The sequence below is a fragment of the Rhizobium sp. 25PS6 genome, assembly GCF_032464655.1.
GTDB lineage: Bacteria > Pseudomonadota > Alphaproteobacteria > Rhizobiales > Rhizobiaceae > Rhizobium > Rhizobium laguerreae.
In genome coordinates this window covers 167802-182683 of sequence record NZ_JAWDIV010000001.1, presented here as the reverse complement: position 1 = coordinate 182683, position 14882 = coordinate 167802, and the positions used below count along the sequence as shown (strand labels likewise).

14 protein-coding genes are annotated in these 14882 nt (G+C 62.0%); 12 read left to right on the top strand and 2 right to left on the bottom strand.

Annotation, left to right across the window (positions count from 1 at the left end):
- Positions 1-994: 994 nt before the first annotated feature.
- On the bottom strand, positions 995-1894 hold the full coding sequence (locus tag RWK44_RS00825; protein WP_316028216.1) for a helix-turn-helix transcriptional regulator: 900 nt from the start codon (positions 1892-1894) through the stop codon (positions 995-997).
- Positions 1895-2157: 263 nt separating this feature from the next.
- Here RWK44_RS00825 and RWK44_RS00820 point away from each other — a divergent pair, with 263 nt between their 5' ends.
- The 8 genes from RWK44_RS00820 to RWK44_RS00785 all read left to right on the top strand — a co-directional run bounded on the left by RWK44_RS00820 (position 2158) and on the right by RWK44_RS00785 (position 10726).
- Positions 2158-3621: an aldehyde dehydrogenase gene (locus RWK44_RS00820; RefSeq protein WP_316028326.1), complete on the top strand. Its 1464-nt coding sequence runs from the start codon at positions 2158-2160 to the stop codon at positions 3619-3621.
- A gap of 67 nt (positions 3622-3688) precedes the next feature.
- Positions 3689-5008, top strand: coding sequence for an ABC transporter substrate-binding protein (locus RWK44_RS00815; protein ID WP_316028215.1), 1320 nt, complete (start codon positions 3689-3691; stop codon positions 5006-5008).
- 6 nt (positions 5009-5014) lie between these two features.
- On the top strand, positions 5015-5770 hold the full coding sequence (locus RWK44_RS00810; protein ID WP_316028214.1) for an ABC transporter ATP-binding protein: 756 nt from the start codon (positions 5015-5017) through the stop codon (positions 5768-5770).
- Positions 5767-6495 carry an ABC transporter ATP-binding protein gene (locus tag RWK44_RS00805; RefSeq protein WP_316028213.1) on the top strand — a complete coding sequence of 243 codons (729 nt, stop codon included), beginning with the start codon at positions 5767-5769 and terminating at the stop codon, positions 6493-6495. Before RWK44_RS00810 ends, RWK44_RS00805 begins: the two co-directional genes overlap by 4 nt.
- Entirely contained in the window at positions 6492-7406 is a 915-nt protein-coding gene (locus RWK44_RS00800) for a branched-chain amino acid ABC transporter permease (protein ID WP_316028212.1), read from the top strand. The genes RWK44_RS00805 and RWK44_RS00800 overlap by 4 nt, the downstream gene beginning before the upstream one ends.
- Positions 7403-8431, top strand: coding sequence for a branched-chain amino acid ABC transporter permease (locus RWK44_RS00795; RefSeq protein ID WP_316028211.1), 1029 nt, complete (start codon positions 7403-7405; stop codon positions 8429-8431). The genes RWK44_RS00800 and RWK44_RS00795 overlap by 4 nt, the downstream gene beginning before the upstream one ends.
- Before the next feature lie 40 nt (positions 8432-8471).
- Positions 8472-9257, top strand: a complete 786-nt coding sequence (locus tag RWK44_RS00790) for a coniferyl-alcohol dehydrogenase (protein WP_316028210.1) — start codon at positions 8472-8474, stop codon at positions 9255-9257.
- A 23-nt stretch (positions 9258-9280) separates the two neighbouring features.
- Entirely contained in the window at positions 9281-10726 is a 1446-nt protein-coding gene (locus RWK44_RS00785; RefSeq protein WP_316028209.1) for an aldehyde dehydrogenase, read from the top strand.
- A 136-nt stretch (positions 10727-10862) separates the two neighbouring features.
- On the opposite strand, the gene RWK44_RS00780 is transcribed toward RWK44_RS00785, so the two are convergent.
- Positions 10863-11711 carry a hypothetical protein gene (locus tag RWK44_RS00780; RefSeq protein WP_316028208.1) on the bottom strand — a complete coding sequence of 283 codons (849 nt, stop codon included), beginning with the start codon at positions 11709-11711 and terminating at the stop codon, positions 10863-10865.
- A 318-nt stretch (positions 11712-12029) separates the two neighbouring features.
- On the opposite strand from RWK44_RS00780, the gene RWK44_RS00775 reads away from it, so the two are divergent.
- The 4 genes from RWK44_RS00775 to RWK44_RS00760 all read left to right on the top strand — a co-directional run bounded on the left by RWK44_RS00775 (position 12030) and on the right by RWK44_RS00760 (position 14536).
- Positions 12030-12317: a BufA1 family periplasmic bufferin-type metallophore gene (locus tag RWK44_RS00775; RefSeq protein ID WP_168281209.1), complete on the top strand. Its 288-nt coding sequence runs from the start codon at positions 12030-12032 to the stop codon at positions 12315-12317.
- 64 nt (positions 12318-12381) lie between these two features.
- Positions 12382-13263: an MNIO family bufferin maturase gene (gene bufB / locus RWK44_RS00770; protein WP_168281211.1), complete on the top strand. Its 882-nt coding sequence runs from the start codon at positions 12382-12384 to the stop codon at positions 13261-13263.
- Positions 13260-14042 (top strand): HvfC/BufC N-terminal domain-containing protein, encoded by a 783-nt coding sequence (locus RWK44_RS00765; RefSeq protein ID WP_168281213.1) that lies wholly within the window; start codon positions 13260-13262, stop codon positions 14040-14042. The genes bufB and RWK44_RS00765 overlap by 4 nt, the downstream gene beginning before the upstream one ends.
- Positions 14039-14536, top strand: a complete 498-nt coding sequence (locus tag RWK44_RS00760; protein ID WP_168281215.1) for a DoxX family protein — start codon at positions 14039-14041, stop codon at positions 14534-14536. The genes RWK44_RS00765 and RWK44_RS00760 overlap by 4 nt, the downstream gene beginning before the upstream one ends.
- Positions 14537-14882 lie beyond the last annotated feature (346 nt).

Here is a 14882-nt window from a genome sequence, read left to right as displayed (position 1 = left end):
TGCATCTAGGGTAACGGCTCCCCCGCCGGGTCGATCTTTTACAGTGAAGCCGTATGGCGGCGATGGAGCCAAACATGGCGAGACAATACCAGGCAAACATCAAGCCGAGCACCCACAGATGCTCGCTGTCGCGAAGAGTGAAGATGGCTGCGACCACGGCAACATGAGCAACAAGAAATCCTATCTTAATGAAGAGCAATAAGCGCAACCCTTGTTAGTAATTTGATTGTAAGCAAAACAACCGCAGCTTCCAAGATGAGGGTTCGTTCAGATTGAAAGCTGGTAAATGCCCGGTTACAAACGAGCGAGATCAAACCCGGGTGTTTGGGAGGATTGTGAAATCGGTCCTTGTGGGAGCTGTAATGAGTGCAGGAGATGGCACTTTAGGCCCAGCCGCCAGATCGAGACGCGATGAATAATTTGCTTTTGTTTCTTGGAATAGCTTTTGAGCGACGCGTTATCGGGTCACCTATCCAAGTCGAAGTTTATGCGATGGGTAGAGCGCGTTGTGATCACAATATTGGTGACGCTCGTCGCACTCATGTTGTTCAGCATGCACTTGAAGTAACGTCTGCTCCTGTCGCAAAGCTGGTGTGATGCTTCGACCGCTCTCGGCCCAAAGATGCCATACCGTCGGCGCTATTTTCCGCGCAATGCGAAGTTGAACCAAACGGTAAAGAGATGGGAAAACTCGGCGAACAGCAGAAGTATAAAGCAACCTCCCCACCGCGGTTCTCCAAAAATCACCATGCTTATGAGCGCCACCAGAAAGTAGGCCGCTGCAAAGATTGAAACGTACCTTAATAGCGCCACCTGTGTCCTCCTTCGGTTATTCGCTTATTTAATCATCCCATCTCAAAATACAATCTAAGGCCGCAACTGGTTCCCATGACTGCAATTGGCGCATTGCAGTCCCACGCCGCCTTGGGATTCCAAGTCGGCATGATTGCAATCCAGGACAGGCAAATTCCAGCTTTGACCAATGCCCCCGAACCTAAGGCCAATCGGCATAGCCTGAGGACAGCATGCTGTTTTCCGAGCCGGCCGAGGCGCGGGCGATCTCACGGTAGCCGGCGGGTGAAAGGCCGGTTTTGCGCTTGAAGAAATGGCTGAAATAGGTCGGGTCGCGAAAGCCGAGGCTGTCGGAGATTTCCTGGATATTGCGGGCCGACCGCTCCAATCTGAGCTTTGCCTCCTGCACCACACGCTCGTGCAGGAGCTGGATCGGCGAGCGGCCGAGCGCCCTTTGACAAGTGGAATGCAGCCGGTCGGCTGTGACGCCGAGCTCCGCGGCATAATCGCTGATCGGCCGGTGCTGGCGGAAACCGGCCTCGACCAGTTGCCGATACCTCTGCAGGATCGATCCCACTTCGCCCTGTCCGCGCTGCTCGCTTCTTTCGCCATCGGAACCGCGCCAAAGCGCCATCAGGATGAGCCTGATATAGGCGGAAGCGACCATCCAGGAGGAGCGGGAGGGATCGCCCAGTTCCCGCACGAAGCCCGAGATCAGCGGGCTGATTTCAGTGATCGTCAAGGGATCCAATGCCTCGACCAGCTTGCGCTGCTCGGTGAAGATGCGCAGCGAATAGGATTCCACCTTGTCGCCGATCGCATCGACCATGATCTGCGGCGAAGCGCCGACCAGATGAGCCGCGGTTCCGGCTGATATCGACAGGTCGCATCGCGCCTGCGGCGGCAGGAAGGCAAGCAGCGGTCCGTGCAGCGGCCGATGTTCGCCATTGTCGAAGTGAAGCTCCCCACTCCCCCCGCCGAGCAGCAGGAAATGGTGGAAATCGGCATAGAGTCCTTTTTGAAAACGGATACGCCGATGCGATAGCGACGGAGCGTGCCACTCGCCCCTGGCATAGTGATGAATCCCTCCGTCCGTCGCCAACGCTTCTCCTCCGCTCCCCAAGTCAAACAATGCTGATATCACCGGATAATTACAATATTAACCCAATAAATCGCATTCCATCCGCGCCAGATCGGCGTAACCTTTTCTCCATCAGCCTTTGGGAGGAGGCTCTTCAACAAATGCAGGAACGGTCTGGCAGCCCTCGTGGCGCCGCGTCCGCTCGTTTTCTCCCATGGCAACAATGCAAAGCGGCAAGTGTCGCCAGCACATGGCGCCAATGCGTGGCACCAACACATGGCGAATTGGGTGGAACAGTGTTTTCGGCAAAGCTGATGATCAACAATGAGGCGATGGATGCTTCCGAAGGGGCCACCTTCGAACGCATCGATCCGTTGACCGGCGATGTCGCAACGATCGCCTCGGCTGGGTCCATTGCCGACATGACGCGGGCAGCCAATGCGGCAGCAGCTGCCTTTCCGGAATGGTCGCAGACCGGCCCGGGCGAACGGCGCAGGCTCCTGAATGCCGCAGCCGAGATCCTGGAGGCCCGCACCCCCGAACTCGTTGCCGCCATGACCGGTGAAACCGGCGCCACCGCGCAATGGGCGGCGATCAATTGCGGCCTTGGCGCCGATATTCTTCGAGAGGCGGCGGCGATGACCACGCAAATATCCGGCGAGCTCATTCCTTCCGGCATTCCGGGAAGCCTTGCCATGGCCGTCCGCCAGCCGGCAGGCGTCTGTGTCGGCATCGCCCCCTGGAATGCGCCTATCATCCTCGGCACCCGCGCCGTCGCCATGCCGCTTGCCTGCGGCAACACCGTCGTGCTGAAGGCCTCAGAACTCTGCCCGAAAACCCATGGCCTGATCGGCGACACCCTGCGTGACGCCGGCTTTCCGCGCGGCGTCGTCAATGTCGTTTCCAATGCGCCGAGCGATGCCGCCGCCGTCGTCGATGCGCTGATCGCCCATCCCGCCGTGCGCCGCATCAACTTCACCGGCTCCACCCGTGTCGGCCGGATCATTGCCGAATCCGCCGCAAGGCATCTCAAGCGCTGCCTGCTCGAACTCGGCGGCAAGGCGCCGTTCATCGTCCTTGCCGACGCCGATATCGACGAGGCCGTGCGCGCTGCCGCCTTCGGCGCCTTCATGAACCAGGGCCAGATCTGCATGTCCACCGAGCGGATCATCCTGATGGACGAGATCGCCGACGGCTTCGTCGGCAAATTCCGCACGAAAGCCGCAACCCTCGTCGCCGGCAATCCCAAGGATGGCAATACGCCGCTCGGCACGCTGATCAACACTGAGGCCGTCCGCCGCGTCCGGTCGCTGGTCGATGATGCCCTGCAGAAGGGCGCGGTGCTCGTCTGCGGCGGCCAGGCCAACGGCACGCTGATGGATGCGACCGTCATCGATCATGTGACGCCTGCCATGCGTATCTACCGCGAGGAGAGCTTTGGGCCGGTCGCGGCGATCGTCCGGGTCGGCAGCGTCGATGAGGCCGTGACGGTTGCCAACGACAATGAATACGGGCTGTCGGCCGCCGTCTTCAGCGCCGACGTCAATGCCGCACTTGCCGTCGCCATGCGGCTCGAATCCGGCATCTGCCACATCAACGAAGCCACAGTTTCCGACGAGCCGCAAATGCCCTTCGGCGGCGTCAAATCAAGCGGCTACGGCCGCTTCGGCGGCAAGGCGGCGATCGATGAATTCACCGAGCTCAGATGGATCACCATGGCCTCGGGAAAACGGCACTACCCGATCTGAATTTGATCGGCCGAAATGAACACTGGGAACGGGCTGGGAGGCCCGATCAAGAGGGAGGAATGATTTCATGAACGGCATTTTCCGCAGCGGAAAATTCAACGCGGCATCGCTGAGCCGCCGCTCTTTCATCGCATCGACAGTCGCGGGTGGTGCGGCGCTGGCGCTTTCCGGCCGCACGGCCTTCGCTCAAAGCGGCGATACGTTGAAGGTCGGCTTCATCAGCCCGCGCACCGGCCCTCTCGGCGGCTTCGGCGAGACGGACGGCTATGTGCTGGAACTGGCACGCAAGGCGCTGGCGAACGGGCTGCAGGCGGGCGGCAAGACCTGGAAGGTGGATATTCTCGACCAGGACACCCAGTCCGATCCCTCGCGCGCCGGCCAGTTGGCGAAGGATCTCATCAACAACCAGGCGATCGACCTGATGCTCGCCGTGTCGACGCCCGAAACCATCAATCCGGTGGCCGACGCCTGCGAAGCATCAGGCATTCCCTGCCTCTCGACCGTCATGCCCTGGGAAGCCTGGTATTTCGGCCGCGGCGCCAAGCCGGGCGCACCCTCGCCGTTCAAGTGGACCTATCATTTCGGCTTCGGCGTCGAAGAGTTCCACAAGGCCTATGTTTCGCAGTGGAACCTGATCGAGACCAACAAGAAGGTCGGCGTCATGTATCCCAACGACGCCGACGGCAATGCGATCCGCACCCATCTGGCGCCGGCGCTCGCCAAGGCCGGCTTCACCATCGTCGATCCCGGAGCCTATGAAACCGGAACCACCGACTTTACCGCGCAGATCGCTCTCTTCAGGCAGGAGGGCGTGGAGATCTTCAACTCGTTCCCGATACCGCCTGACTTCGCCGCCTTCTGGCGTCAGGCCGCACAGCAGGGCCTCACCCAGCAGATCAAGATCTGCCAGATCGCCAAGACGGGCCTCTTTCCCTCCGACATCGAGGCGCTCGGCGACCTCGGCCTGAACATCGGCAGCGCCGCCTACTGGCACAAGGCCTTCCCCTATAAATCCACGCTGACGGGCGTCTCCGGCACCGAACTCGCCGACGGCTATGAAACGGCAAGCGGCAAGCAGTGGACGCAGCAGCTCGGCGCCAGCCTTGCCCTTCTCGACGCCGGCTTCGATGCGCTGAAGGCCAGCACCGACGTCAAGAGCAAGGAGGCCGTCGCCAAGGCGATCAGCACGCTGAAGACCACGACGATCGCCGGCAAGGTCGATTTCACCAGCGGTCCCGTCGCCAACGTCTCTCCCGGACCGATCATCGGCACGCAATGGGTGAAGGCGCCGGAGGGTTCGAAATTCGCGCTCGACTACGTCGTCACCGAAAACGCCACCGACCCCAACGTCCCGGTCGGCGCCAAGCTCACCGCCTATAACGGGTAACGAACAGTGCTGCAGAGGGAAGCTCAAAGACGGCCGGGGGCAGCCTTTCTCTCGGCCAAAGGGATCCACAAGCGGTTCGGCGCGCTGGTGGTGCTGGAGAATCTTGATTTTTCCATGGGCGATGGCGAGGCGATCGGCATTGTCGGGCCGAACGGCGCCGGCAAGACGACCCTGCTCAGCGTGCTCGCCGGCGCCTTCCCGCCGAATGCGGGAAGCATCACCTTCGACGGCGTCGACGTCACGCGCCGGACGGCGGCGGAACGCTGCCGGTCCGGGCTCGTCCGGACCCATCAGATTCCCAAGCCCTTCGGCGGCATGACGACCTTCGAAAATGTCTTCGTCGCCGCATCGCACCGCAATGCCGCAAGCCGCGACGAGGCCTATGAGCGCGTGGTGGATTCGCTTTCGCTCTGCGGCATGCTTGGAGTCGCCAACCGCCCAGCCGACACGCTCGGCCTGCTGGACCGCAAACGCCTGGAGCTTGCCCGTGCGCTTGCCACGCAGCCGAGGCTGATGCTGCTCGACGAGATCGGCGGCGGTCTGACGGATGGCGAGGCGAGCGAGCTGGTGGAAACCATCCTGGAACTGCGCCGCCGCGGCATCGGCATCGTCTGGATCGAGCATATCGTTCATATCCTCCTGCAGGTGGCCGAACGGCTGATCTGCATGGATGCCGGCAGGATCATCGCCGATGGCGAACCGAAAACGGTCATGAGCGATGCGGAGGTTGTCAAGGCCTATCTCGGAGGGACACCCGCATGAACCTTCTCTCCATCCGCGACCTCGACGTCCGTCACGGACTGCTCCAGGCGGTGCGCAAGGTCAGTTTCGATCTTGCCAAAGGCGAGGTGCTGGCGCTGGTCGGTGCAAACGGCGCCGGCAAGACGACGCTGCTCAGATCGATCGCAGGCGCCCATCTGCCATCCTCCGGGCGCGTCCTTCTCAACGACGAAGATCTGGCCGCCGTCCCCTCCCACAAGCGGATCGCCAAGGGCATCGCCCTGGTGCCGGAAGGCCGGCGCCTGTTTTCGCAGATGACGGTGGAAGAGAACCTCCTTCTAGGAAAGAGCTCCGGCCGCAAGGGCGAATGGGATATCGACCGCGTCCTCGACGCCTTTCCGAACCTGAAGCCCCGCCGGCACGCCAAGACAGGGCATCTCTCGGGCGGGGAACAGCAGGCGACCGCGATCGGCCGGGCCCTGATGAGCAATCCCGACATTCTTCTCCTGGATGAAGTCTCGCTCGGGCTCTCGCCTCTGGTCGTTGATCGCGTCTACGCCCAGCTGCACGCCTTGCTCACCTCGGGAACGACCATCGTGCTCGTCGAGCAGGATCTTGCCCGCGCCATGAGCGTCGCAAGCCGGGTCATCTGCATGCTGGAAGGACGCATCGTCCTCGACCGGCCGGCCGCCGCCGCCACGCGCGAACATGTCACCCAAGCCTATTTCGGATTGCACCGAACAGCCGGCGAAAGGAGTGCATCGTGATCAATACCCTGCTCCAGGGCATTCTGCTGGGCGGTTATTACGCCGTTATCGCCTGCGGACTGTCCTTCATGTTCTCGGTCATGCGGATCATCAATCTCGCGCATGGCAGCCTGGCGGTCGCAGCCGCTTATGGCCTGTGGCTGCTCGCCGCCAAAGCCGGCATTCCGCCCTTCGCCGGCCTGCTGATCGTGCTGCCCATCATGGCGGCCGCCGGCTGGCTGCTGCAGCGCTTCATTCTGGAGCGCAGCGCCCGCGGCGGCACGCTGCTGCCGATCCTGACGACCTTCGGCCTGTCGATCGTCATCGACAATCTGCTGTTCGAGCAGTTCGGCGCCGACACCCGCTCGCTCGCGCCTTTTATCGGCAACCTGTCCTATGCATCCTGGCAACTGCCGGGCCACATCTACGTCGGCAAGCTTGCCGTCATGATGATGGTGACGGCAGTCCTCATTCTCGGTGGGCTGCAGTTCTTCCTGAGCCGCTTTGCGCTTGGTCGCGCCATCCGCGCCACGGCCGAAGATCCCGATACGGCGGGGTTGGTCGGCATCGATGCCCGCAGGGTCAACGCCGTTGCCACCGCGATCACCATGGTCACGGTCGGCATCGCCGGCGCCTTTCTTGGGATGCGGGCAACCTTCAGCGCCTATTCCGGCGGCCCGCAGCTTCTCTTCGCCTTCGAGGCGGCCGTCATCGGCGGAGCGGGATCGCTATGGGGCACACTTGCCGGCGGCGTCGTTCTCGGCCTTGCCCAATCGCTCGGCGCCCAATTGCATCCGCAAGGCTTCCTGATCGGCGGCCATGCCGTGTTCCTGCTGGTGCTTTTCGTCAGGCTGTCCCGGTTCGGCATGCCGGTTCTCGACAAACTTGCCGCCTCCCGCAAACTGCGCACCCGTCTCCGGAGCCCGACATGAGCCCCAACGCGACCCTTGCCTCCAACGGAATATCGATAGAACGCTGGACGAAATCGTCGCGGGTGGCGCTCGGCTGCATGGCCGCAGTGCTTGCCCTGCTGATGTTTGCCCCCGCCCAGCTCGGCGCCGGCGCGATCGACCGGATGACGGCGCTGTTCATCTACGTGATCCTTGCCGCCATGTGGAATGCGCTTGCCGGTTTTGGCGGGCTGGTCTCGGTCGGCCAGCAGGTGTTCTTCGGCCTCGGCGCCTATTTCACCATCCGGCTTGCGGATGCGGGGCTCAATCCCTTCGTCGCGCTGTTTGCCGCCGCGGTCGTGACCGGCGCGCTGTCGATCCCGCTTTCGCTGTTCATGCTGCGCCTGAAGGGCGGCGAATTCGCGATCGGCATGTGGGTGATAGCAGAACTCGCCCATCTGCTCGTCAACCTCGACCGGCTGATCCAGGGGGAAACGGGAACCTCGCTGATCTCGCTCAACGTCTATGACGGCGGCACGCGGCGGGCAACGATCTACTGGCTCGCATTGATAGCCATGGCCGCTCTGCTCGGCGCCCTCTTCATGCTGATGCGCAGCCGCGCCGGTGCGGCCATGCAGGCGATCCGCGACAATGAGGAGGCGGCAACCTCGCTCGGCGTGCGGGTGATCGCAACCAAGAGGCTGCTCTTCGTGCTCGCCGCCTTCGGCATCGCGGTTGCCGGAGGCCTGTGGCTGGCGACCGCCACGACCTTCCAGCCGAAGACCTATTTCAGCGTTCAATGGACGGCCTACATGATCTTCATGGTGCTGGTCGGCGGGATCGGCAAGTTCGAAGGGGCGATCCTCGGCGCCATCCTGTTCTTCGCGATCGAGACCGTCTTCGGCGGAGCCGGCGTCTGGTACCTGATCGGCCTCGGCGCCACGGCCTTGATTTTCTCGCTCTACCTGCCGCGCGGCCTTTGGGGCGAAGTCGAGCGCCGCTTCGATTTTCAACTTCTGCCGGTCGGCTACCGGCTGAAATTGAATAAAATCAAATGGGAAGAATGAGCCGGCTTGCGTCCGGATTCTCTCGCGAAAGGTGACGTTCATGCTCTTTGGTAAAACAATCCTGGTGACCGGTGTCGCTTCCGGCATCGGCGCCCGCACGGCGGAACTGGCCGGCCAGATGGGTGCCGATGTCATCGGCGTCGATGTGCGCGAGCCTGCCAGTGGAAGTGCCGCCTTCATCAAGGGCGATCTCTCGACGGCATCAGGCGTTGCCGAGATCGTCGCGCAGCTTCCGGCGCGCCTCGACGCGCTCGCCAATGTCGCCGGCCTCTCCGGCAACACCGGTGTCGTCTCGACGCTCGCCGTCAATTTCTATGGCCTTCGCGCCCTGTCGGAAGCCGTGGCGCCCCGCCTGCGTGAAGGTGGGGCCATCGTCAACGTCGCCTCGATCGCCGGCTATGGCTGGCGCGCCAATCTCGAGCGGGCAAAATCCTTGGCCGGGATCGACGGTTTTCCCGAAGTGGCGGCGGTTGTCGCTGAGCACGATCTCAAGGATGAGGAAGGCTACCCGCTCTCCAAGGAGTTGCTGCTGCTCTGGACCATACGGGCAGCCCATCAGCCATTGTTCAAGAACCGCGGCATCCGGGTGAATGCGGTCAGCCCCGGGCCGGTGGAAACGCCGATCCTCAAGCAGTTCCGCGCCGTACTCGGCGACGCCAGGGTCGACAGCGACATTACCCGCGTCGGCCGCGCCGGCACCTCCGCCGATATTGCGCCTGCCGTGCTCTTCCTCTGCTCGGATGGCGCACGCTGGATCAACGGCGCCAATCTTGCCGTCGACGGCGGCCTCGAAGCTTCCATCAACGCCGAAGTCCTCGGCTTCTAGTTCTTGTCCCAAGGAGACCTCCGATGAATATTTCCCTCCTCATCAACGGCGCAGACCGCGCGGCCTCCGGCGGCCGGACCTATGACCGCATCGATCCCTTTACCGAGAAGCTCGCAAGCCGGGCCGCCGCAGCAGGCCTGGAGGATGTTGCCGCGGCCGTCGACGCAGCCAGCGCTGCTTTCGGCGCCTGGTCGAAGACCGGCCCCGGCCAGCGCCGCGCGATCCTGATGAAGGCCGCCGATATCATGGATTCCAAAGTCGGCGAGTTTACCCGGCTGATGATCGAGGAGACGGGCTCAACCGCGCCCTGGGCCGGCTTCAATGTCATGCTCGCCGCCAACATCCTACGCGAGGCCGGCGCCATGACGACGCAGATATCAGGCGAAATCATTCCTTCCGACAAACCCGGCACGCTCGCCATGGGCGTTCGCCAGGCTGCGGGCGTCTGCCTGGCGATCGCTCCCTGGAACGCGCCCGTCATCCTCGCCACCCGCGCCATCGCCATGCCGATCGCCTGCGGCAACACCGTCGTCCTCAAGGCCTCCGAACAATGCCCCGGCACGCACCGGCTGATCGCCACCGCACTGACCGAAGCCGGCCTGCCGGCCGGCGTCATCAATGTCATTACCAACGCGCCGGAGGATGCGCCTGAGATCGTCACTGCGCTGATTGCCCATCCGGCCGTCAAGCGCGTGAACTTCACCGGATCGACCAAGGTCGGCAAGATCATCGCCGAGACCTGCGGCAAATATCTCAAGCCTGCCCTCCTCGAACTCGGCGGCAAGGCGCCGCTGGTTGTCCTCGATGACGCCGATATCGACGGTGCCGTCAATGCCGCCACTTTCGGCGCCTTCATGCATCAGGGCCAGATCTGCATGTCGACGGAGCGGATCATCGTCGACGAGACGATCGCCGATCAGTTCGTCGCCAAACTGGCCGCCCGCGCCAGCCAGCTGCCGGCCGGCGACCCGCGCGGCCATGTCGTTCTCGGCTCGCTAATCAGCCTCGACGCAGCGAAGAAAATGGAGGAGCTGATTGCCGATGCGACGGCCAAGGGGGCAAAGCTCGTTACCGGCGGCAAGCGCTCGGGCACCGTGGTCGAGGCGACGCTGCTCGATCACGTCACGTCCGAGATGCGCGTTTATGCGGAAGAATCCTTCGGTCCGGTGAAGCCGATCATTCGCGTCTCCGGCGAGGAAGAAGCAATCCGCATCGCCAACGACACCGAATACGGCCTGTCGTCTGCCGTCTTCAGCCGGAATGTCCAACGGGCAATGGCGGTTGCGGCGCGGATCGAATCCGGCATCTGCCACATCAATGGCCCGACCGTGCATGATGAGGCGCAAATGCCCTTTGGCGGCGTCAAGGGCAGCGGCTATGGCCGCTTCGGCGGCAAGGCGGCAATCGCCGAATTCACCGACCTGCGCTGGATCACGGTAGAGGATTCCGCCCAGCATTATCCTTTCTGAGCCGACAGCGGCGAAGGGCAGATCGCGCCAATTCACGCGATAGAGCGTCCTGTCGGACACGCGGCGCTCTATCGCAGTGGGTGATCGATTTTAGCGTGGTCATTGCGGCCGTCACCCGGCCTGGATCAACATCCTCTTACTCATCCCGCTTCAGATCTTTGGGAACGTCATATTTCGATCCGTCGTAACGCAGCCTATGTTTGCCAATCGTCGTTTTGTCTTCGCTCTGGCAGTCACCATCCTTTCCGAGCGTGGCGACGGAAGTGGTCGTTTTTTCGGCTACGACTATATCGGCGAACACGCCTTTTGCTGGTGAACTCATTGAAAGCGTGCGCGTGGTTTCGTTGAACTCACCGGCACAGGCGGTATCCCATTCTCCGTGGTTCTCGCTGACGACAAAATTGTCGAGAACCGGTTTCAGCCCATCACCGTCGACTGAGAAGAGCCATAAGGTCGTCTCGCCGGATGGATTGGCGCGCGAACTACCTTCCAGCGTAACACGCAATCCAAAAGCCGTTTTCCCAGGAGCGAGTTGATAACGTGCGGTATCGAAGGCGACGCTTTCTACATGAATGGCATCGTCGGACATAATCCCCTGAAGACGCAGGCGCTGCTTTACATGAAGATTGGTGCTGTCGACCACGAGTAGTTCGATGTCACCCTCGTTTTCCGATTCCGACTGCTCTGTCATCAATGGGACAGCAACAAGCGTCAGTTGCGGTTGAGTTGGCCAAATCCGGCAAATCACCCGACGCGGATCGCCGTCGACTTTGTCGTCTGTCGGCAATGTGATGGTTGCGCCCCCGAAAAGAAAAGCGTCGTCGGCGTTGGTGGCACCGGGATAGGCAAGGCGGATGATGTCTGAGGAGCGGCCGGCGCATTCGTTCTGGCCCGCCGATGCCGCTTGAGCGCTGACGGGAACGCAGAGTCCGATCACAACGATCAGTTCGAAGAATGAAGCGCGGGCGTTCGAAAGCTGCGTCAATGCAAGTCCCTCCGCAAAGCCACAGGCATATTCGAAACGTGACATTTGGCAATATTGGGAGAATCGAAAAATATCAGCGGCCGAGGACCGAGCAACATCAGTTGGCCACGACAATGCTACGGCAATCGGAGGCGTTCATCTGTGGCCAACCCACAACGATATTCCCAAGTTGAGTGCGATGGCTGCCTGTACACGCTGTTTCTCTGGGGGCAATCACGAACTCGTGTTCTCGGCGGACCGTAACATCAGTGGTTTCCAAACGAATACAGAAATACCGCAGCCGATCACCGGCCTCGGATGTCAAAGAGGAGATCATCCATGAACCGTTCCACGCTCACGCTCGCCCTCGCGGGCTCGCTCGCCAGTGCAATCGCATCCGCGTCCTTCGCCGCACCGCTCGCCCCGGAAAAGATGGTCGGCAATGAGAAGTGCTATGGCATCGCACTGAAGGGGCAGAACGATTGCGCAGCCGGCCCCGGCACCACCTGCGCCGGCACCTCGACCATGGACTACCAGGGCAATGCCTGGAAGGCCGTCCCCGCCGGCACCTGCACCTCGATGAATGTCAACGGCCATAAAGGCATGCTGGAGCCGATGAAGGGTTGAACCCGACCCGGAGGCCCGGTTTGGGCGGGCCTCCGCCTCATCCGTCGATACCGGGAGAACAGCAATGACCGTTTCAGCAGACCGTGCCACCGTCCTGCCGCCACGCGCCGGCCTCGGCCTCAAGCCGGAACATTACGAAACCATTCTCGCCATCAGGCCGGATGTCGGCTTTTTCGAGGTCCATGCCGAAAACTACATGGGTGCTGGCGGGCCGCCGCACCGCTATCTCGAGGCCGTTGCCGACCTCTATCCGCTCTCGCTCCATGGCGTAGGCCTGTCGATCGGTGCAGCGCGCGACCTCGACAGAGAACATCTGAAGCGGCTTCGCAGTCTCATAGACCGTTACCGGCCGCAGAGCTTTTCGGAACATCTGGCCTGGTCGACCCACGAGACCGGCTTTCTCAATGACCTTCTGCCGCTGCCCTATACGGCCGAAACGCTGGCGCGGGTCGTCGACCATGTCGATGAGACGCAGCAATGGCTCGGCCGGCAAATGTTGCTCGAAAATCCGTCGACCTATCTGTTGTTCTCCGAGAGCACGATCGACGAAGTGGATTTCCTGACGGAGATCGCTGACCGCACCGACTGCAGGCTGCTACTCGACGTCAACAATGTCATGGTTTCGGCTGTAAACCATTGTCTCGATCCGGTCGCCTATATCGACCGTTTCCCGATTGAACTGGTTGGTGAAATCCACCTGGCCGGCTATGATGAAACCGTCGACAGCGTGGGTGACCGGCTGCTGATCGACGCCCATGGCAGCACCGTCAGAACCGATGTGGTGGAGCTTTACAGACACACGCTGTTCCGGAGCGGCCCCCTGCCGACATTGATCGAGTGGGACAACGACGTCCCGGACTTTGCCACCCTTGACGCCGAAGCAGTTCGCGCCGATGCCATGCTGGCAGCCGCGGCCCCGGATCGCGGCACAACCCGGGCGGCATGACCATGGGTCTCACCGAAAGCCAGGATGCCTTCGCGGCCGCCCTGCTGCACCCGGACGGACCGCTTCCCCAAGGCATCACCACCGCCCGCGGCGCGGCCGATTCATCGCGCTTCGCCGTCTACCGCAACAATGTCTATGTCGGGCTGACCACGGCATTGGGCCAGCGCTTCCCCGTGACGAAGCGGCTCGTCGGCTCCGACTTCTTCGCCGGCATGGCCCGCGCCTACGCCGCAGATCACAAGCCGGCCTCACCACTGATCATGCACTATGGCGATGAATTCCCCGATTTTATCGCAGCGTTTCTCCCCGCGGCTTCTCTCCCCTATCTGCCCGATGTCGCCCGGATCGAGGTTGCCTGGACCCGGGCCTATCATGCGGCGGACAGATTGCCGCTCAATGTCGCCCAACTCGCCGCCGTGCCCTCGGAGAGGCTTGGCGACATGACGCTCGTCCCACATCCCTCGGCCCGGCTCGTCCGGTCGGACTTTCCCGTGGGCTCGATCTGGAGCGCCCATCAGGGCGAGACCGTGGCAACGGTAGCCGACTGGCAGGCCGAGACCGTGCTGGTGGTGCGAGCGGCAATTCACGTCGAGGTACATGTCCTACCTCCGCGGGACGCGGCGTTCGCCGGCTCCCTCCTTGAGGGCGTTACCCTCGGCGAGGCGGCGCAGACCGCATTCGCCGTCGCGCCCGATTTCGACTTCGGATCGGCGCTGATCGGTCTCATAGGCCTTGGCGCATTCAGCGTTTTTGAACCTGTTGAAGGAGAACTTCCATGACCGTCGAACGTGCTTCCTCCCGCGGTCTCGGCATAGCACTTGTCTCGCTTCATCATCGCGCCGAACACCTGCTCTCATTAATTCCACAGTCGCTGCCGCTGCTGGCGCTGCGCATCGGCCTGGCAATCCCGTTCTTTAAATCGGGGCTGACGAAGTGGGACGGATTCCTGACCCTTTCGACCGGCGCCAGATTTCTTTTCGAACAGGAATTCAAGCTGCATATATTCGGCAGCCAATTCTCCTACCCGATGCCGTTGACCATGGCGGCCGCGGCCGGGATTGCCGAACTCGCCCTGCCCGTCCTGCTGGTCCTGGGCCTTTTCACCCGCTATGCGGCTCTTGGCCTGCTCGCGATGACGGCAGTGATCCAACTCACTATTCCAGACGGCTGGGCCAACTTCCATCTTCCATGGGCCGCCATGGCGCTGACCCTTATGGTGTATGGCGGCGGCAAGATCGCACTTGATCCCCTTGTCAAATTGCGCCGAGATTGACCCACACCTCACGGCGCTTGATTGGAGAAATTCATCTTTCTGGCAGTTCGAGCGCTTATCGAATATCCGCGATGACATTCCAATTAGCTGGACCGGCAATCGGGACAAGCAAGAGGTCAGGTTTCTCGGGCACGAGAGTTTCTTGTTGGATGACCGACGGTCCAATAGGTTTGCGTGATCGTCGGGGATTAAGGTGTGGCGTCGAAGGGCGGTGCCTTTACGTTCGATGGGCTTGGTCGAATGTTTGGCAAGCCGACAATGTCTTGGGCAATCGCCAGACGCAACGGCACGCCACCGATGTTCTCCCCCAAGGTCGCGGCCGCCAGCATGCATGTCGGATCGGTCC